The organism is Sporosarcina sp. P13, from assembly GCF_002743055.1.
Taxonomy (GTDB): Bacteria; Bacillota; Bacilli; order Bacillales_A; family Planococcaceae; genus Sporosarcina.
On the sequence record NZ_PDYM01000013.1, the window covers coordinates 14,605 to 32,097 of the forward strand.

The 17,493-nt window shown below is 41.0% G+C and carries 20 protein-coding genes; 15 read left to right on the plus strand and 5 right to left on the minus strand.

The genetic code is table 11. The features are described from left to right. Nucleotides 1-12: 12 nt before the first annotated feature. The 4 genes from yedF to CSV79_RS08055 form a co-directional block, all read right to left on the minus strand. Entirely contained in the window at nt 13-252 is a 240-nt protein-coding gene (yedF, locus tag CSV79_RS08040) for a sulfurtransferase-like selenium metabolism protein YedF (RefSeq protein WP_099688529.1), read from the minus strand. Continuing rightward, nucleotides 242-1,450, minus strand: coding sequence for a selenium metabolism membrane protein YedE/FdhT (gene yedE, locus CSV79_RS08045; RefSeq protein WP_099688530.1), 1,209 nt, complete (start codon nt 1,448-1,450; stop codon nt 242-244). The genes yedF and yedE overlap by 11 nt, the downstream gene beginning before the upstream one ends. Nucleotides 1,451-1,579: 129 nt before the next feature. Further along, the gene (locus tag CSV79_RS08050; protein WP_099688531.1) at nt 1,580-2,149 is read right to left on the minus strand and encodes a nitroreductase family protein; all 570 of its coding nucleotides are present in this window, start codon (nt 2,147-2,149) and stop codon (nt 1,580-1,582) included. Nucleotides 2,150-2,267: 118 nt separating this feature from the next. Further along, a complete protein-coding gene (locus tag CSV79_RS08055) occupies nt 2,268-3,800 on the minus strand; it encodes an AbgT family transporter (protein WP_099688532.1) in 1,533 nt (510 codons plus the stop codon). A gap of 441 nt (nt 3,801-4,241) precedes the next feature. Between CSV79_RS08055 and CSV79_RS17415 the strand changes: the two genes are divergently transcribed. From CSV79_RS17415 to CSV79_RS08120, 14 genes are all read left to right on the plus strand, one after another. Next, complete coding sequence (locus CSV79_RS17415; RefSeq protein WP_369824938.1) at nt 4,242-4,349, plus strand: GntR family transcriptional regulator; 108 nt, start codon at nt 4,242-4,244, stop codon at nt 4,347-4,349. Between the two features lie 80 nt (nt 4,350-4,429). After that, the gene (locus CSV79_RS08060) at nt 4,430-4,921 is read left to right on the plus strand and encodes a GntR family transcriptional regulator (RefSeq protein WP_369824939.1); all 492 of its coding nucleotides are present in this window, start codon (nt 4,430-4,432) and stop codon (nt 4,919-4,921) included. Between the two features lie 138 nt (nt 4,922-5,059). Beyond that, nucleotides 5,060-5,482, plus strand: a complete 423-nt coding sequence (gene phnG / locus CSV79_RS08065) for a phosphonate C-P lyase system protein PhnG (RefSeq protein WP_099688533.1) — start codon at nt 5,060-5,062, stop codon at nt 5,480-5,482. A gap of 36 nt (nt 5,483-5,518) precedes the next feature. Beyond that, nucleotides 5,519-6,115: a phosphonate C-P lyase system protein PhnH gene (gene phnH / locus CSV79_RS08070; protein WP_099688534.1), complete on the plus strand. Its 597-nt coding sequence runs from the start codon at nt 5,519-5,521 to the stop codon at nt 6,113-6,115. Next, nucleotides 6,116-7,231 carry a carbon-phosphorus lyase complex subunit PhnI gene (locus tag CSV79_RS08075; protein ID WP_099688535.1) on the plus strand — a complete coding sequence of 372 codons (1,116 nt, stop codon included), beginning with the start codon at nt 6,116-6,118 and terminating at the stop codon, nt 7,229-7,231. It abuts the gene before it with no gap. Further along, nucleotides 7,221-8,087, plus strand: coding sequence for an alpha-D-ribose 1-methylphosphonate 5-phosphate C-P-lyase PhnJ (locus tag CSV79_RS08080; protein WP_099688536.1), 867 nt, complete (start codon nt 7,221-7,223; stop codon nt 8,085-8,087). The genes CSV79_RS08075 and CSV79_RS08080 overlap by 11 nt, the downstream gene beginning before the upstream one ends. After that, nucleotides 8,080-8,919 carry an ATP-binding cassette domain-containing protein gene (locus CSV79_RS08085; protein WP_099688537.1) on the plus strand — a complete coding sequence of 280 codons (840 nt, stop codon included), beginning with the start codon at nt 8,080-8,082 and terminating at the stop codon, nt 8,917-8,919. The genes CSV79_RS08080 and CSV79_RS08085 overlap by 8 nt, the downstream gene beginning before the upstream one ends. A gap of 14 nt (nt 8,920-8,933) precedes the next feature. After that, nucleotides 8,934-10,115: a phosphonate metabolism protein PhnM gene (phnM, locus tag CSV79_RS08090; RefSeq protein ID WP_099688538.1), complete on the plus strand. Its 1,182-nt coding sequence runs from the start codon at nt 8,934-8,936 to the stop codon at nt 10,113-10,115. A gap of 24 nt (nt 10,116-10,139) precedes the next feature. Next, entirely contained in the window at nt 10,140-10,865 is a 726-nt protein-coding gene (locus CSV79_RS08095; protein WP_099688539.1) for a phosphonate C-P lyase system protein PhnL, read from the plus strand. After that, the gene (locus CSV79_RS08100) at nt 10,855-11,664 is read left to right on the plus strand and encodes a PHP domain-containing protein (protein WP_099688583.1); all 810 of its coding nucleotides are present in this window, start codon (nt 10,855-10,857) and stop codon (nt 11,662-11,664) included. The genes CSV79_RS08095 and CSV79_RS08100 overlap by 11 nt, the downstream gene beginning before the upstream one ends. A 120-nt stretch (nt 11,665-11,784) precedes the next feature. Continuing rightward, complete coding sequence (locus CSV79_RS08105) at nt 11,785-12,828, plus strand: PhnD/SsuA/transferrin family substrate-binding protein (protein ID WP_099688540.1); 1,044 nt, start codon at nt 11,785-11,787, stop codon at nt 12,826-12,828. Between the two features lie 80 nt (nt 12,829-12,908). After that, nucleotides 12,909-13,691, plus strand: a complete 783-nt coding sequence (gene phnC, locus CSV79_RS08110; protein WP_099688541.1) for a phosphonate ABC transporter ATP-binding protein — start codon at nt 12,909-12,911, stop codon at nt 13,689-13,691. Between the two features lie 13 nt (nt 13,692-13,704). After that, on the plus strand, nt 13,705-14,493 hold the full coding sequence (locus CSV79_RS08115; protein ID WP_099688542.1) for a PhnE/PtxC family ABC transporter permease: 789 nt from the start codon (nt 13,705-13,707) through the stop codon (nt 14,491-14,493). Then, nucleotides 14,493-15,341: an ABC transporter permease subunit gene (locus tag CSV79_RS08120; RefSeq protein WP_099688543.1), complete on the plus strand. Its 849-nt coding sequence runs from the start codon at nt 14,493-14,495 to the stop codon at nt 15,339-15,341. Before CSV79_RS08115 ends, CSV79_RS08120 begins: the two co-directional genes overlap by 1 nt. A gap of 100 nt (nt 15,342-15,441) precedes the next feature. Here the strand turns inward: CSV79_RS08120 and CSV79_RS08125 are convergent, their stop codons facing one another. Further along, nucleotides 15,442-16,338 carry a LysR family transcriptional regulator gene (locus CSV79_RS08125; RefSeq protein WP_099688544.1) on the minus strand — a complete coding sequence of 299 codons (897 nt, stop codon included), beginning with the start codon at nt 16,336-16,338 and terminating at the stop codon, nt 15,442-15,444. A 128-nt stretch (nt 16,339-16,466) separates the two neighbouring features. Here CSV79_RS08125 and cuyA point away from each other — a divergent pair, with 128 nt between their 5' ends. After that, nucleotides 16,467-17,486, plus strand: coding sequence for a D-cysteate sulfo-lyase (cuyA, locus tag CSV79_RS08130; protein ID WP_099688545.1), 1,020 nt, complete (start codon nt 16,467-16,469; stop codon nt 17,484-17,486). Nucleotides 17,487-17,493 lie beyond the last annotated feature (7 nt).

The following is a 17,493-nucleotide window of genomic DNA, read 5'->3' on the forward strand; positions in this document are numbered from 1 at the left end:
TTCTGCCTTTTCTCATGCGTAAATATAAAAAAGATATTCCTGTCCGTTTTTCACAGGATCTTGTGCGAATGTGTAGCCGTGCGCCAGTGCTTCTTCCGGTACGTTACGGAAAGAGCCAGGACAATCGGTAATGACTTGTAGCAACTCGCCTTTATTCATCCCTTCTAGTGCTTCCAACGTATAGATGACAGGATAGGGACAGGATTCACCTCGAAGATCAAGTGTGAAATCCGCTTCTAACTCAGCTTGCATGAACGTTCATTCCTTTCTTTACAGCCAATTTCCGGTGATAGCGTTTTTCACCGTAGACCGTCAATGCATAGAGTCCCGCTAACATAACGAGCGTTACTGTAATAGCACCAATTGGACCGATTGAGTCGATCAAATTAATCTTCGCGCCACTTTTAACTAATACAGTATATACTCCAAGATGATCCCATGCGTAGGCAAGGAACGTAGCACCTATAATATTTCCCGCAAATACAGGCAAGAACAGTAATTGTCCTTCCATTAAACGATACATCATTCCCGTTTCACAGCCGGAAGCCATGACAATCCCAAGTCCGAATAACACACCGCCAACAAACGTACTCAGTGCTGCAATTTGTGTAATAGGAGTCACATCGTATAGGGAAATAACAATAATCGTCAAAATGGAGCTGACCGCCATACCAATAATAATTGCTTTCGCCATGATACTACGCCCAACAAGGAATAAATCACGGAAGGCAGACGTAAAGCAGATTTGTCCACGTTCAATTAGAATACCGAAAGCGAGCCCGAATAATGCGCCTAGACCAAGAAACTTTTGCCCTGTCGCAAAGAAGTAGGTGATTAATCCGATATATAGTACTGCGATTGTACCCCCAATATAGGGTTGGATGATCCGATTCTTACCTTGAGTTGGTTTACCGCTACCACGAGTCAAAGAAGGTTTTCCCTTCCACCATCGTGTTTTGGTTAGCTTAGATCCGAAAAACGTCCCAATTCCCGTTGCAATAATGAAAATCCACGAATGAAAAGAGAACTGTGGAACGCCTGTGAAGAATGCCGCTAAGTTACAGCCGAGTGCTAAACGCGCGCCAAAACCTGCAATGATTCCGCCGATAAGTCCTTGTACATAGCGTCGTTTCTGTTTCGGCAATCGAATCTTAAAACTATTACTTAGTAACACCATAATGAGAGCGCCTGCGAACATGCCCCAGACAATCCAGCCGTCCGGTCGATTCCAAGTCGTCCCTTGTAGGTGTACCATATCAAAATATTGCCAGCCTGAGATATCCACTCCGAATAATAAGAGTAGATCTCCCCCGAGGCGAGTGAATTCACCGGTTACTGCCCAAACAGTCGAAGTCAGTGTGAAATATAACGCACTTAATATTCCAGCAATCAGTAGGACAACATAGGGGTTCCAATAGCGTGTGAAGATAGGTTGAAGAATAGATTTCATAATTGGTTGCCCCTTATCAAAAGTTCTTTTTTTAGTGTAATCCTAAATTTGAGGAAATCAAGTGATTTTATGCTGAAATTATGTAATAAACGATTACCCCTTCTGCTAAAGAAGGGGTAATCGCCTGGTTCATTCATCGATAATCGTCAACAGTTCCCGAATATCCGTACGTTTCTCAGGTTCCGGTACATGCTTTGGATAGCCAATCATTAACGTGCCGACGATTTTCTCGTCTGATTTAACGCCAATGGCTTCTTTAAACACCGGATCATGTGTCCAATCGTTCGTTCTCCAAATCATGCCAATTCCGCGTTCCCATGCGGCGAGTTGGAAGTTTTGGATCAGTGCAGAAATTGCGGCGTAATCTTCGTCCCAACGCTTTTTGCGAGAATCTTCCGGCATGATGACGACGAGATGGAGAGGGATCTCGCGGAAGTATGCAGCTTTATTCTTCGCTTTATCGGTTATGTTACCGTCTCTTTCCTGAGAAGCAAGAAAGGACTCTACGAATTTCTCTTTTCCAGTGCCCGCGTATAATTGGAAACGCCAAGGCTCTGTCAGTTTATGATTCGGTGCCCACTTTGCAACGTTTAGCAACTCGATAAGTTCCTCTATATTTACTGGATCTGTTTTAAATTTCTTGATGGAACGTCTACTAATAATGGTTTTTTCTACATCATTCTTTCCTTCGTAGCTCATATGTGAAAACTCCTTTTCTATAAATAGAATCTTTCTAATTGAAAATCATTATCAACTATTATAGTAACACGAAAAACCCCGCAAGAGCAATGTATGCTCTTGCGGGGGAAACTAGTAGTTACTTAATGTAGTAAATTGGAGATCCAGGTCCTAAATCAATTCCTAGTAACATCCAAACAATAAGCGTCAAACTCCAGAATAATAAGAAGAACATGGAGTAAGGGAACATAACGGCAACAAGTGTACCAATCCCCATTTTCTTATCATACTTCTGCGCAAATGCGATGATAATCGCAAAGTACGTCATAAGAGGAGAGATAATATTTGTTGATGAATCAGCTACACGGTACGCCATTTGCGTCAATTCCGGAGAATAACCGAGCTGCATCATAATTGGCACGAATACCGGCGCCATCATAGCCCATTTTGCAGACGCACTACCGATGAACAGATTGATAAACGCAGCAATTAGGATGAACATTAACAATAACGGAATCCCTTTTAAGTTAATACTATCAAGGAAATTCGCACCGTATACACCTAACACTAAGCCCATATTCGACTCGGAGAAGAATGCAACGAACTGACTCGCAGTGAATGATAGTACTATAAACATTCCCATAGCAGCCATCGTTGTCGACATCATCGCTGCTACATCTTTATCATTGCGTATCAATTTCGTCACTTTCCCATAAACCAAACCTGGCACGAAGAACATGAACGCAATGATTGGCACAAGTGATTTCATAAATGGTGATTTGATGATCGGCATATCGGCTTCATCCCCACGTAATGGAGCGCCAGGGAAGACGACAAGTAATGCAACGAGGATACCTGCAACAATTACAGACACACCAGCCCAGATTAAGCCTTTCTTTTCTAGTGATGATAATTTCTCGACCTTTTCACGATACTGTCCGTTGTATTCACCTAGACGCGGTTCAACGATTTTTTCAGTGACCCACGCGCCGACGAATGTCAGGATGATAACTGAAAAGGCAATGAAGTAGTAGTTCATCGCAATATTCATGCCATCTGCGTACTCTGGATTGATGATTGCGGCGGACATAATTGTTAATTCACCGAGCAAAGCATCTGTTCCTGATAGGAGTAAGTTCGCACTGAAACCACCTGAAACTCCAGCGAACGCTGCAGCAAGACCTGCTAATGGATGTCTACCAAGCGCTGCGAATAAAACTGCACCAAGCGGAGGAAGAACTACATAACCCGCATCGGAAGCGACACTCGACATAACCCCAGCAAATACTAAACCAAGAGTAATTAAACGTTTTGGAACAGACATTACAAAGCCACGTAATAACGCGCTAATAAGTCCAGAACCTTCCGCAACCCCGATACCAAGCATTGTAATCAAGACGACACCAAGCGGAGCGAAACCGATGAAGTTAGTGGTCATATTCGTAATGATATAGTGAATCCCTTCGCTACTGAGAAGGTTTTGTACTTCGATCATTTCGCCTTCTTTACCCGGATGCTCAGCACTAATGCCGAAATATGATACAACTGCTGATATAACGATAACTAAAAGAGCGAGTAGGGCAAACAGTGTCACCGGATGGGGTAATCTGTTACCGGTTTTCTCGATCATATCCAAAAACTTTTGGAAAAATCCTCTTTTTTGTGTGTCCATAAAAATCTCCTTCACTCAAAAAAATACTATTTGATTAGTGCGAAAAATCATAAGCTTTTCACACTCTACTCAGTATATAGAAGAAAGAGAGTTAGTTAAATGCTTTATTGAAATAATTAAATTAGAAAAATGTTTCAACTCTTGTGGGGAGAGTGAATAGTTTTACTACACCTAAGATTCAGAATGGCGAAGTGGTTAATGCAAATTGCGAATATGAAAGAACTGAAGAGTCATGAAATAATCAATAAGTATGCGCCGCATAAAATAACTTCTTTTCAAATAGTGGCTAGTATATTACTATACCAATGGAATCATAGAATAAAACCATTGTATCTCTTAAATGTTAGTACCTTATAGTACAATGTAAGATGCATCAATACGATAATTAAGGGGGGGGCTTTCATTTCTAAAGAAATAGAAACGAAAATTCTTGATTACCTAATGGAACAAATTGTTTCAAAGACCTTTACATATGGGGAAAAGTTGCCTTCAGAAAATGTGTTAGCAGAGCAATACAAAGTCCCAAGAATGACCACACAAATGCACTAACAACGTTGGAAGAACGGGGGTATATTTACTCGAAACAAGGCAAAGGTCGATTTTTAAAAGAACGATCGAAGGAGATTCAGTTGCATCTCACTGCTGAGACGAGCTTTACTGAAAAGATGGAAGCATTAGGGTATGACTTAGAAACGCGCACTATTGATTGTGAAAAAATCCCTTATAACGAGCAAATCTATCAAATATTAGGTATTGAGAAATCTGACACTGTGCATAAAATAGGTAGACTACGTTATATCGACGGTGAGCCAACTGCCATTCATTATTCGTTTGTCAGTGAAACTACGATTCCCCAAATTAAAGACGACGGTTCCAAGATTCAATCGATGTTCGCCTATTATCGGCAACATGGGTACGATGAATTCAGTAACCGTACATCACTACTAAGTATCACATTTCCAACGGCCAGCGAGCAGCAACTATTAGGTTGTAAAAGTATGGTACCTTTAATTTTGGTCGAAAGCGACTGTGTGGATAGCAAAACAGGAAAGGTCTTGGAATATACAAAAACACTTTATCGCAGTGATAAATTTAAATATGATATAACAATGAATTCATAAGCAAGCAAGGGTTTATCTACCTTGCTTGCTTTTTTTATGTCTGATTGTAAAGAGTCTTTACAGTATGTTTACGGTTTCTTAACACACGGCAACTTGGCGACAAGTTAGGATAGATTTGTAGATAAGGAGGGAGAACATATGAACAGACGCAGAAGAACTGAAATTCTTATTCAAGACAAAGGTAATTTAGCAGAAAAGTTTGCGGAGGCTATTTTAACCACATATGAATACCGTGAAATTACGGCACCTCACTATGGATTGACGATGATCAAGGTGCGTGAAACCGCAAAGAATTCATTGTTCTATATTGGAGAAGTCTTAGTAACTGAAGCAAAAATGGAAATTAATAATTGTATAGGCACTGGCATCGTAGCAGGTATGGAAGAAAAGCTAGCTAAGCAGCTGGCGCTCATCGATGCAGCGTATAAAGCAGAACTGTCAGAGACTATTTTGTGGGAATCACAGTTGATCGCGGCGGAGTGTGAAATCAGAAATGCGAAAGCAAAGGAACAAGCTGAATTAGTAAGTACAAAAGTCAATTTTGAAACGATGGAAATATAACAAAATACTAGAAACGAAGCAGACAGGAGAGAGAGCATGGCGATTGATCAAGTACATGATTTGCAATATGTCTACCGAAAATTACTGCATAGCATGTCGCGACCGGGCACAATTTCATCTATTAAAGAACCAATGATACGAATGGACTACCAAATTACGTGTAATGAATCGCTGCTTTTGAGTGCACTAGCATTACTCGACGGCGAAGTAACCTTCCACATTCTGTCGGATGAACGTCCGGAGCTGATTGAAAAGATTACAGAATATACGTCAGCAAAATATGCGCCCATCCAAGAAGCAGACTTTATCATCGTCTTTCATGATGATCATGAAGAAGCGGTACAACGTGCTATGAAGCAATGTAAAGTAGGTTCACTCATTGACCCGCAACAATCTTCCACTTGGATCATTGAAACTTCCATTTTACAGAATGAAGGCAACGTTCTGTTGAAGGGTCCCGGTATTCAATCTGAAATGGCCTTACAAACTGGGTTTTCAAGTACGCTTTGGCAAGCCAGAAATGAACGGACGAAAGAGTTTCCGATGGGATTCGATATGATCTTTGTCGATCATGAATCACAGATTGCCTGCGTTCCACGAACAACTGAAGTGGCACAGAAGGAGGTGGGCTAAATGGGTTATGTTCCTGTCAAGGGAGGTACCGAAGCTATTGAAGCTTCCATTAAACGTGTGAAGTATGAACGTCTTAAAGGGGAAGCAATCATAGAAATTGAAACCATTTTGTCGACGATGAGAGCGTTGGTAGATCAGGTTATGTCCGAAAGTAGTTTATATTCGCCACACTTGGCTGCGCTGGCTATTAAGCAAGCAGAAGGAAGTATGGAGGAAGCTGTTTTCCTTATGCGTGCACATCGTTCCACATTGCCACGATTATATTATAGCGAGCCAGTGGAAACGGAAAACATGTTTGTGCAACGGAGAATTTCTGCGAGTTTTAAAGATATACCCGGCGGACAATTATTAGGCGCAACGTATGACTACACACACCGCCTATTGGATTTTGATTTGATTGATGAAAAAAAGGCTGATTATACACACTGGTTGCAACGTTATTTCAAGGAACTCCAAGAAGTAGACGTGCAAGAAAATATTCAGCACTTCCCGAAAGTTGTGGAGTACCTACGTAATGAGGGACTGTTTGCCCAATATGAAATCGATAATACGCAACCTGAAGATATTACCAAACAAAGTTTAGAGTTCCCGGCAAGCCGCAGTGCCCGGTTACAAGTATTGACGCGTGGACAAACGGGAGCCGTCACTTCTTTAGCTTATGCCTCACTACGTGGATATGGCGAAGTACACCCGACTGTCGGTGAAGTACGTGTTGGATCACTGCCAATTTACGTTAAGCATCCGAACGAAGCAGCGTCTTCGGAGGAAGAGGAATTTTATATTGGAGACATTCAAGTGACCGAAGTAGAATCCTTTGTTCCTGTAAATGTGAAAAATGACAAGAATGAAGAAGAGCTAGACTTTGAGATTGGTTACGGGATTTGTTATGGACAAAATGAAACAAAAGCGATTGCGATAAGTATTCTTGACCAGTGTCTGGAGCATGCTCATGCCGAGTATCCGACACATGATGAAGAATTTGTGTTGCTTCATATCGATTCAGTCGAATCAAGCGGATTTATTTCACATTTAAAGCTACCGCACTATGTGACGTTCCAATCTAAGTTGGACAGTATTCGACAAGTGAAGAAAGGGGCACAGGTCATTGAAAGCTAAAACACACTTTGCATTTTTTGATGAAGGCTCAAAAAAGGAAATTCGCAGAGCCACTTTGAAAGCTGTAGCAATTCCGGGATATCAAGTGCCATTTGCTTCAAGAGAGATGCCGATTGCGCGTGGTTGGGGTACAGGTGGTTTGCAACTGACACTTTCACTTATCGGAAAAACGGATGTATTGAAAGTAATTGACCAAGGCTCGGATGAATCCGTCAATGCCGTAAGTATCAAAAAGCTAGTTCAAGATACAACGGGTGTTCAATTGACAGAGCGAACGGAAGAGGCAGATATCATTCAGTCCAGGCACCGAATCCCTGAAAGTGAACTAACAAAGAATCAAATTCTAGTATTACAAGTTCCTTTGCCAGAACCCTTGCGCCCCATTGAAGCAAGAGAATACAAGACCAAACGAATGCATGCAGAAGATGATTATAGTGGTGCGTGGCTACTACTATTCGAGCAAATTATGAAATATGGAAAAACAGCAACCACTGCAGACCATCCGGTTTCTGTTAAGGACCGTTATGTAATGGCACCGAGTCCGATTCCTCGGTTTGACAATCCCAAAATGGATCATTCCGAAGCACTGATTCTGTTAGGAGCAGGTAGAGAAAAGAAAATTTATGCTGTCCCACCCTACACGTCGGTCAAATCATTAGCTTTCGACGATTATCCATTTACGGTCGAATCATTTGAAGGGGCTCACTGTCATCTTTGTGGAACAGCAGATGTTTTTATGGACGAACTTATTGATCACGATACAGGTACTACCATTTATCAGTGTAATGATACGGCTCATTGTATGGATCAATTAAATAAGCAAGAGGAAGTAGAGGTGGAAAGCATCTATGTATGAAACACCAATTCTACAAGTGAAAAATTTACAAAAGCAATATGGACCAGGCTGTTGTCATTGTAATGATCTAGAAAATAGTATGCTCGAGAAGAATTTCTGTAAAGCGTGTGGAACGGTCTATGCTGTTCGAAATCTATCGCTTGAACTTTATCCAGGTGAAATTTTAGGGGTGGTCGGGGAAAGCGGTAGCGGTAAATCGACGATGATGCAGTGCTTATATTTTGATACAGATATTACGTCCGGAGCAGCTTATATTAATCGACCAGGGAAGGAACTAGAGAATGTTTTTGACCTATCATCTCAGCAGAAACGATTCATACGTAATCATGACTATGGCATGGTGTATCAAAATCCAGTTCACGGATTAAAGATGAACTTTTCATCCATTGGTAATATAGCCGAAAAGTTAATTGCTGCAGGAAATCGTAATGTGGCGGATATGGAGGAGACTGCTAAAAGACTGTTAACGAATGTCCACATTCCATTGCACCGTATGAAAGAAGAACCTGAAAACTTTTCGGGCGGAATGCAGCAACGTGTACAAATTGCGAAAGCCTTGTCTAATAATCCACCTATTTTATTTTTGGATGAAGTAACAACAGGACTAGATTTATCTGTACAAGCCAAGGTGCTCGATTTGATCAAAAAGATCCAAAGAGAATTACAGATCAGCATGATTGTAGTGTCACATGATTTGGCTGTGATTCGAATGCTTGCAGACCGAACGATCGTCATGCTGAATGGCGAAATTATCGAAGAAGGTTTGACGGATCAAGTATTGGAAGACCCGCAGCATGCCTATACACAACAATTGGTGTACTCATTACTCTAGGAGGTACGGTCCACATGTATGTCATCCACAATGGAAAAGTCATAACAGAACACGAAATACTTGAAGGTTTTGCGGTTGTTATTAAGGGAGAATATATTCAAAAAGTCATTCCTCAGGAGGAAGTTTTGAATGTACAGGGTGCCCAACTGATTGATGCGAGAGGAGGATTTATTTCTCCTGGATTTATTGATATCCATTCTGACTATATTGAAACAATCGCATCTCCCAGACCTTCATGCATGATGGATTTTGATATGAGTTTACGAGAAGCCGAGAAAATATTGATCAGCCACGGGATTACGACGATGTATCATTCTCTTTCCTTTTACGGTGAAGACGTCTTTACTCATAAAGCGATGCATGATCCAAAGAACCTTCAGCGGATGATCGACGCTATCGATGCTACACATAAGAATTCACATTTAATTCGACACCGTCTGCATGCGCGATTTGAGATCGACAATATGGATGGAGTTCCAAGCTTGATAAAAAATATGGAGGACAATAAAGTGCACTTGCTCTCCTTTATGGACCATACCCCAGGTCAAGGTCAGTATCGTAATTTGGAAGTGTATCGTGAAACGTTGAAGGGATATCGCGACATTTCTGATGCCGATGTTAATGTGTTGATTGCGGAGCGACAACAAACAAAGTGTCTGACCATTGAACAAATCAAAGAACTTGCAGAGATCGCCACGAAAAATGGGATCGCGATTGCCTCTCATGACGATGACAATATTCAAAAGGTTGTATTAGTGAAATCGTTTGGTACAACAATTAGTGAATTCCCGATCACATTGGAAGTGGCAATGAAAGCGAAGGAACTAGGGCTTTATACGATTGCGGGTGCACCTAATGTGTTATTGGGCGGTTCTCATTCGGGCAATCTATCCGCCACTGAAGCGATAAGTTATGGATGTGTAGACATTCTGTGCAGTGACTATTATCCAGCGGGTTTACTGCATGCTATCTTCGCGCTACATGAACAACATGATAATGACTTACACAATATGTTCATGATGGTCACGTTGAATCCAGCGAAAGCCGTTCACATAGATGATGAATTCGGTTCTATCAAAGCAGGAAAGAAAGCGGATTTACTAATCATTGAACGAATGGATGATGGCTATCCGATGTTAACGAGGACAATGGTAAACGGAATATTGATCACAACGACAAATTACCGTAGTCAATAATGTGACCAGGGAGGAGTTTTTGATATGCCAATGCTAGAAATTACCGGGTTTGGAAAACGTTTTACTATTCATCATTTAGATAAAACAATGCGCGCTACAGAAAACATTCATTTTACTTTGGATGCTGGTGAATTTATCGGTATCGTTGGTAAAAGTGGTAGCGGAAAGTCTACCATCTTAAAAAGTATCTACCGTACGTATTTACCGGATGAAGGAAAAATATTATATGAGTCGGATCGTTTTGGACTCGTTGATTTGGCGCAAGTGAGTGAGCGGCAGATGTTGTATTTACGTAAATATGAGATTGGCTATGTATCTCAATTTTTAAGCGTTATGCCAAGAACAACTTGTCGTCAATTGGTGACCAATGCCTTGTTGGAAATGGGAGAGCTAGAGGAAATAGCTAATTCTGAAGCTGAAAAAGCACTAATTCATTTTGAGTTAGATCCTAAACTGTGGGACAGTTACCCAAATACCTTTTCTGGCGGTGAAAAGTTACGCTTGAATATTGCCATGGCAACTGTGAAGAAACCTAGACTGCTGTTGCTTGATGAACCAACAGCGAGCTTGGACCAGCAATCGAAAGTAAAAGTGCGAGAAATCATAGAAAAACTTAAAAGTAATGGCACAACTTTAGTAGGGATTTTTCATGATATTGAATTCATGGATGGCTTATGTGACAAAGTATTTGATATGAAATCAAGAACACTTGTGATGGAGCAGAAGGTAGGTGTTAGTTCTGAAAGCTGACCTGCACGTTCATAGTTATTATTCGGATGGTTCCGATTCAGTTGCATCTATTTTACAAAAGGCTGCACAGGCTAACGTAACACATATTAGCTTTGTCGATCATGATACGATTGCTGGCTGGGAAGAAATTCATTCGGAAAGTAAAGCGGTCGATATCATTGCGATACCTGGTATTGAAATATCCGCTTATGATTTCAAACGGAACCGAAAAGTGCATGTGCTAGGCTACAATTTTCATCGGGATGCAGTGCATATACAATCGATTTGCCAACCTTTACTAGAGAGAAGGCATGCCCAATCGCTATGGCAAATAAAACAACTAAAGCTAGCAGGTTATTCGCTAGACACGGACAGAATCATAGAGTCTGCGAAACACTCTGGTACAGTGTACAAACAACATATTATGAAAGAGTTGACAGAACAGCCCTTTACATCAGCTGCCTATCAAAAATTGTACAAAGATTTATTCAAAGGACATGGAGTTGCGGCAGGAGATATTGAGTATATCGATGTTTTTGATGCGGTGAGAGCTATTAAATTAGATGGCGGATTAGCGGTGGTGGCACATCCCGGTCAGTTAGATTCGTATGATCTAATCCCTGAACTCGTGGAAGTTGGTCTTGATGGTATTGAACGAAATCACTTTGATCATACAGCGGAGGATATTAGTCGGGTGGAAGAACTAGCGGAAAAGTATCAGCTCGTGATGACGGGTGGAACCGATTTTCACGGCGCATTCGGGAGCGATATTGCGGTTGGGGATATTGTTAGCCCTTCATGTACGACCGTGAAGGTATAGGTTGTTAAGAGTCTATGAAGATACTGTAAATATTAACAATTTTCTACTATTCTATGTTTCAATAAAGTGAATTACACCAAAGAAGTCTGTTATGGAAGCCATTAATGAGGAGTGAACTTGATGAAAATAAGGAATGCGATCTTCGCAGTGCTTGCATCGGTAACTTTACTAATGTCTGCGTGTTCAAGCGAAAAAGCAGGAGCTGAGAAGATAGAAGTGGATGATGTCATTAAAATTGTCTGGTATCCCAACGAGTCGGGTAATGATATGAAATCTTCACGAGATGAAATTGGGCAGGCTATCGAGCAAGTGACCGGAAAGTCAGTTGAGCACAAGTTAACGACTGATTATGCAATCGCAATTGAAACGATGGTGAATAATAACGCGGATTTGGCCTATATGGGTGCGCAAGGATATGTTGAAGCAAATAAAGGAAATGAAGCAAATCAACCATTAGTGGTTTCAACAGGTCCATCGGGTACTATAGACGATGCACTATATAATAGCTGGCTTGCGGTGAACGTAGATGAACAAGATAACTTTAAAGTAAATGGAGAGTTCACTTTAGATACATTAGAAAATAAAAGTATATCATTTGTTTCAAATAGCTCTACTTCGGGATTCGTGATTCCAGCCTCTACCATAATTAATCATTTCAGCAAGAAAGAGGGCTTTAAAGAGTTAAACTCAGAAGATCTAATGGAAGGCGGTCCGTTATTTTCACAAGTATTATTCGGGAATTCCCATCAAGGATCAGCTGTAAATGTATTAAATAGGGGGACAGATGTCGCAGCTTTCTGTGATCTATGTGTTGAATCCTATGTAAACGTGGTAAAGGGTGTAGAAAATGAAGTTGGTTCTATCTATAAAGTGAAAAAAGATGCAGCTGAACCGTTTAATCGATTGGCAGGCAGTGAATTCATGCTAATGGAAGTCACCCCCGTATTAAATGGCCCATTTGTTGCGAATAAGAATGTCCTTGGTCAAGAGGACTTTGAAAAATTACAAAACCTATTTAGTTCAGATGAATTTGCCAATAACGAAAAAATCTTCATTCCAAAAGATTCTGATGCATCGGGCTTATTCTATAAAACGGAAAAGGAGCGCTTTGTGCCAGTTGAAGATGCTTGGTTTAACCCAATCCGCGATCTAGTGAAAGAATAGATGGATCCATTCAGAGTGTGTAATCATCACATACATACTCTGAATGTATACATAATCGAATGAAAGGGGAGTGGGAAGAGATGCCTTTATTAACAGTAGAACAACTTGGAAAATCGTATAATACCCACACAAAAGTATTGCGAAATGTGAATTTTGAAGTGGAAGCAGGGGAGTTCGTATCGATTATAGGTCCCTCAGGTGCTGGTAAGTCAACGTTGCTTCGTTGCATCAATCGAATGGTTGATATTGATGAAGGTGCAGTCATCTTTAATGGAGCCGACGTCGGGATGCTGAACAAAAAGGAATTGCGTACGCTAAGAACGGATATTGGGATGGTTTTTCAGCATTACAATTTAGTACCTCGCTTATCAGTCATTGAAAATGTTCTACACGGCCGCTTTGGGTATAAAACGACACTGCAAGGAATTATGGGGAGATTTACCGAGGCAGAAAAAGAGCGCGCATTTTATCTTCTAGAAAAATTGGGGATTGCAGAGCACGCCTATAAGCGTTGCAATCAGTTAAGTGGAGGCCAGCAACAGCGGGTTGGAATTGCGCGTGCATTAATCCAAGAACCCAAAATTGTATTATGTGATGAGCCGATCGCCTCTCTTGATCCGAAAGCCTCTACCATAATTATGGACCATTTAAAGTCCATCACAGTTGAACTTGGTATTACGTGCATCGTAAATTTACATCAAGTCGAAGTGGCGCGTGATTATTCAGATCGCATTATAGGGCTTAGGGAAGGACAAGTAGTTTTTGATGAGATGAGCTATCGGTTGACAGAGCAACGCACGGATATTCTTTATGGCACAAAGTCAAAGCCGGTTACACAAGTTAGAGAACTACTAACGGTATGAGGTGTTATTCATTGTGAATGAAAATTTAGTGCGGATCAAACGAAAAAATCAGACGGTTATATTCATCGTTGTTCTGACCGTATTTACGTATCTTTCATCCGTTATCACAGATTTTAATATTTTACATGGTATCGCTACGTTACCGGAAGCCATCGTTTGGATATTTTCAAATTTGGTCATTACAGAAGAATCCCTAGAACGTTTGCCAACAATTGTAGAGAAATTAATTGAAACAATCCTGATGTCTATAGCAGCAACAACAACGGCTACCATTTTCTCTCTAATTTTAGGAGTCATGGGATCTAAAACGATTGGGACGAGCAAAGCACTTGGAGTCTTTGCAAGGTTTGTAGCCTCTCTCTCGCGTAATATTCCTGTTGTTGCATGGGCGCTAATTTTGTTACTGTCATTCGGGCAGAACTCGTTGACAGGATATCTTGCACTATTTGTTGGTTCAGTCGGTTTTCTAACACGTTCTTTCATTGAGGTCATTGATGAAGCGAGTCAGAGTGCGGTCGTGGCTTTACGAGCAACGGGTGCAACGTATGTTCAAATTATTGGGAAGGCCGTCATACCTGAGTGTTTGCCACAAATGATTAGCTGGGTGCTATTCATGATTGAAACTAATATCCGTAATGCCACCTTGGTTGGGATCTTAACGGGAACAGGGATTGGTTACTCATTTGATTTGTATTATAAAACAATGAACTATCCTGGGGTAGCGCTTGTAACAATTAGTATCGTTCTTGCGGTTATCTTAATTGAATTACTCTCAAATCATGTCCGGAAGGTGATTCTTTAATGCAAGCGACAACTTATATGAAGCGGCGAAGAGATGGGCGTATTAGTTTAAACTCAGGTAATCAAGTACAGCACGTTATGCAGATGACAATTCTTATCCTTACTATATTAACTATTGTCGCATTCTTATTTTTTGACTATACAGGTCTGAACTTTAAGAAAGCGCTAGTAGAAACAGCTCATAACTTACAGGCGATGTTTTTGGAGCCCGCCCTAAGTCATTTCAGCTGGAGCGAAGCTTTCTATCAAGTGGGTATTACGCTTGGCCTTGCGTTCTTAGCGACTATTTTAGGAGCAATCATCTCTTTTTTTCTGGCACTTGCAGCTGCCGCCAATCTATCTAAGGAATGGCTATCCAAAACAGTTCGGATCGTATTGGCTTTTGTTCGAGCGGTCCCGACGGTTCTATGGGTATTAATCTTTGCTATAGCGGCGGGACTTGGTAGTGAAGCCGCCGTGCTTGGCATGTTGCTTCATTCTATCGCGTATTTGGTCAAAGCTTTTTCTGAAGCATTTGAGGAAGTCGATAAAGGAATCATTGAAGCGTTGAGAGCTACGGGGGCGAGTTGGTGGCACATCGTAGTGCACGCAATTCTTCCCTCGACATTTACCTATCTGACGTCCTGGACGTTCCTGCGGTTCGAGATTAACTTTGGAGTGGCGGTGGCAATGGGCGCAGCAGCGGGGGCAGGTGGAATTGGATTCGAGCTATTCATGGCTTCCGGCTTCTATTTTGATTTGCGTGAAGTGGGAATGATCACGTATATGATTTTATTGATCGCAATTATTTTGGAAGTCATGTCCACATTCTTGAAAAATCATTACTTTCCTGAGACTGTGAAAAATTAAATCCACCTCTACCTAGGAATAAAATACAAATAAGGTTGTTTGGACAGTCAGAGCGACTTTCCACAACAACCTTTTTCTTTCCTTGTCTGCGTTTAGATATTCAATCCATATACTTTGCCAATTCACTATCCTCAAGCGTCTCAATGAACAGCTCCAAAGCTTTTGAAGAAGGTTGAGACTTATTCGTTACATAATAAAACGTACGTGCATCTTTATAACCCTCAATCGTCAATGCCTTAATCACCCCTTTTTCCAGTTCTTCCTTTACCGCCACCTTGGAAGTATAGGAGATACCAATCCCATTTTTCACAGTTCCTTTTATAACTTGCGTGCTCCCGAATTCTAATACCCGTTTAGGTGCTAGTTTAGTCCGAGCGAACATCGTGTCTGTTACTTGTCTAGTACCTGAACCGTTCTCACGGATAATCCACGTTTGTTCAGCTAGTTCACTAAGAGGTATGACGTCCCCGTTATTTTTAGGGAAATCTGCTGGCACGATGACGACCATATCATCTTGAGAAAAAGGAACAGTTAGCAATTCATCATAGAAAATTTCCCTTTCGATGATGCCAATATCCAAATCCTTTTGTTTTACTTGATTGGCAATACGAATGGAGTTTTTAATCGTAATTTTGGGATTAATATTTGGATGATCTTTGATGAATGTGGAGATGACGTCCGGTAGAAAATACTCCCCAAATGTAAAACCGGATCCGATGGTAAGCGAACCTGTGATACCTTCCTTCAATTCATCGATCATTCTACCAGCGAGTGCATACTGATTCATAATCTGTTTCGCATGAAGATATAAGATTTCACCGGCCTTAGTCAATTTAATACGTTTATTTGTCCGATCAAGCAACTGGGCATTGAATTGTTCTTCTAGCAATTTGATATTTTGGCTAACCGCAGATTGTGTGATAAATAGCTTTTCCGCAGCGCGCGTTAAATTGCCTTTCTCTATAACAGTTAAAAATACGAGAAGTAACCGATCCATGAAATGACCCCCTTTTAATCATTAGTATTTCTAATGGTGACCACAAGAATGATTAATTTTATTTCTATCTATATTAATGCTAATATTTTAATTAATCAATAAATTAAAAAAACAGGAGGCTACAAATTATGAACTTAGCAAACTTACCTAGAAGAAGATATACCCACGGATTAACACCAATCGAAAAGCTGGAGAACTTAACGGAACATCTTGGCGGTCCGGAAATTTATATTAAACGCGATGACTTGCTTGGACTGACAAGTGGTGGAAATAAAACGAGAAAATTGGAATTCTTAGTGGCGGATGCATTAGAGCAGGGAGCTGACACATTGGTTACATGCGGAGCTGTCCAATCTAACCATTGTCGCTTGACATTGTCGGCGGCTAGAAAAGAAAAGCTGGATTGCCACCTTGTATTGGAAGAGCGCGTACCTGGAAGTTACCACGAAGATGCAAACGGCAATAACTTCTTATTTAACCTTCTTAAGACGGATGGCATTTCGGTTGTAAAGGGCGGTTCCGATATGATGGAGGAGATGGAAAAGGTAGCAGAGAAACTACGTGCGGAAGGTAAAAAGCCGTATATCATTCCGGGTGGAGGTTCCAATGAAATCGGTGCTACAGGCTATGTCGCTTGTGCACAGGAAATGATGGCACAGCTATTTGATCAAGGATTGGAAATTGACTGTATCGTTACACCAAGCGGAAGTGCAGGGACACATGCGGGACTGACTGTTGGATTGCGTGCTAGCAATAATCCGGTACAAATTGTAGGGATTAGCGTGAACAAGGATAAAGAAACACAAGAAAACAATGTATATAAGTTAGTAGAGAAGACGAGAGACTTCCTCAAAGTGGAAAGTGAAATCGATAAAAGCGCAATCAATGTCTTTGATGATTATGTAGGACCTGGCTACTCACTTCCGACTGACAAGATGGTCGAAGCTATTGAGATGCTTGCTCAGCAAGAAGGAATTTTGCTAGATCCGGTCTATACAGGGAAAGTCATGGCGGGCTTTATCGATCTAATCCGCCAAGGCTACTTCAAAAAGGGGCAGAAGGTATTGTTCTTGCATACAGGTGGCTCTCCTGCACTTTATGATTACACATCACTGTTTCAAAAAAAGGCATCAACACTGACAACGTAACTATCTT

What these genes read in the sequence shown, in the direction of transcription:
- cuyA (WP_099688545.1), top strand. Translation starts at nt 16,467, where the DNA reads ATGAACTTAGCAAACTTACCTAGAAGAAGATATACCCACGGATTAACA.
- CSV79_RS08050 (WP_099688531.1), bottom strand. Translation starts at nt 2,149, where the DNA reads ATGAGCTACGAAGGAAAGAATGATGTAGAAAAAACCATTATTAGTAGA.
- phnM (WP_099688538.1), top strand. Translation starts at nt 8,934, where the DNA reads ATGTATGTCATCCACAATGGAAAAGTCATAACAGAACACGAAATACTT.
- CSV79_RS08105 (WP_099688540.1), top strand. Translation starts at nt 11,785, where the DNA reads ATGAAAATAAGGAATGCGATCTTCGCAGTGCTTGCATCGGTAACTTTA.
- phnH (WP_099688534.1), top strand. Translation starts at nt 5,519, where the DNA reads ATGGCGATTGATCAAGTACATGATTTGCAATATGTCTACCGAAAATTA.
- CSV79_RS08095 (WP_099688539.1), top strand. Translation starts at nt 10,140, where the DNA reads ATGCCAATGCTAGAAATTACCGGGTTTGGAAAACGTTTTACTATTCAT.
- CSV79_RS08085 (WP_099688537.1), top strand. Translation starts at nt 8,080, where the DNA reads ATGTATGAAACACCAATTCTACAAGTGAAAAATTTACAAAAGCAATAT.
- yedF (WP_099688529.1), bottom strand. Translation starts at nt 252, where the DNA reads ATGCAAGCTGAGTTAGAAGCGGATTTCACACTTGATCTTCGAGGTGAA.
- phnG (WP_099688533.1), top strand. Translation starts at nt 5,060, where the DNA reads ATGAACAGACGCAGAAGAACTGAAATTCTTATTCAAGACAAAGGTAAT.
- phnC (WP_099688541.1), top strand. Translation starts at nt 12,909, where the DNA reads ATGCCTTTATTAACAGTAGAACAACTTGGAAAATCGTATAATACCCAC.
- CSV79_RS17415 (WP_369824938.1), top strand. Translation starts at nt 4,242, where the DNA reads ATGGAACAAATTGTTTCAAAGACCTTTACATATGGGGAAAAGTTGCCT.
- CSV79_RS08125 (WP_099688544.1), bottom strand. Translation starts at nt 16,338, where the DNA reads ATGGATCGGTTACTTCTCGTATTTTTAACTGTTATAGAGAAAGGCAAT.
- CSV79_RS08075 (WP_099688535.1), top strand. Translation starts at nt 6,116, where the DNA reads ATGGGTTATGTTCCTGTCAAGGGAGGTACCGAAGCTATTGAAGCTTCC.
- yedE (WP_099688530.1), bottom strand. Translation starts at nt 1,450, where the DNA reads ATGAAATCTATTCTTCAACCTATCTTCACACGCTATTGGAACCCCTAT.
- CSV79_RS08055 (WP_099688532.1), bottom strand. Translation starts at nt 3,800, where the DNA reads ATGGACACACAAAAAAGAGGATTTTTCCAAAAGTTTTTGGATATGATC.
- CSV79_RS08120 (WP_099688543.1), top strand. Translation starts at nt 14,493, where the DNA reads ATGCAAGCGACAACTTATATGAAGCGGCGAAGAGATGGGCGTATTAGT.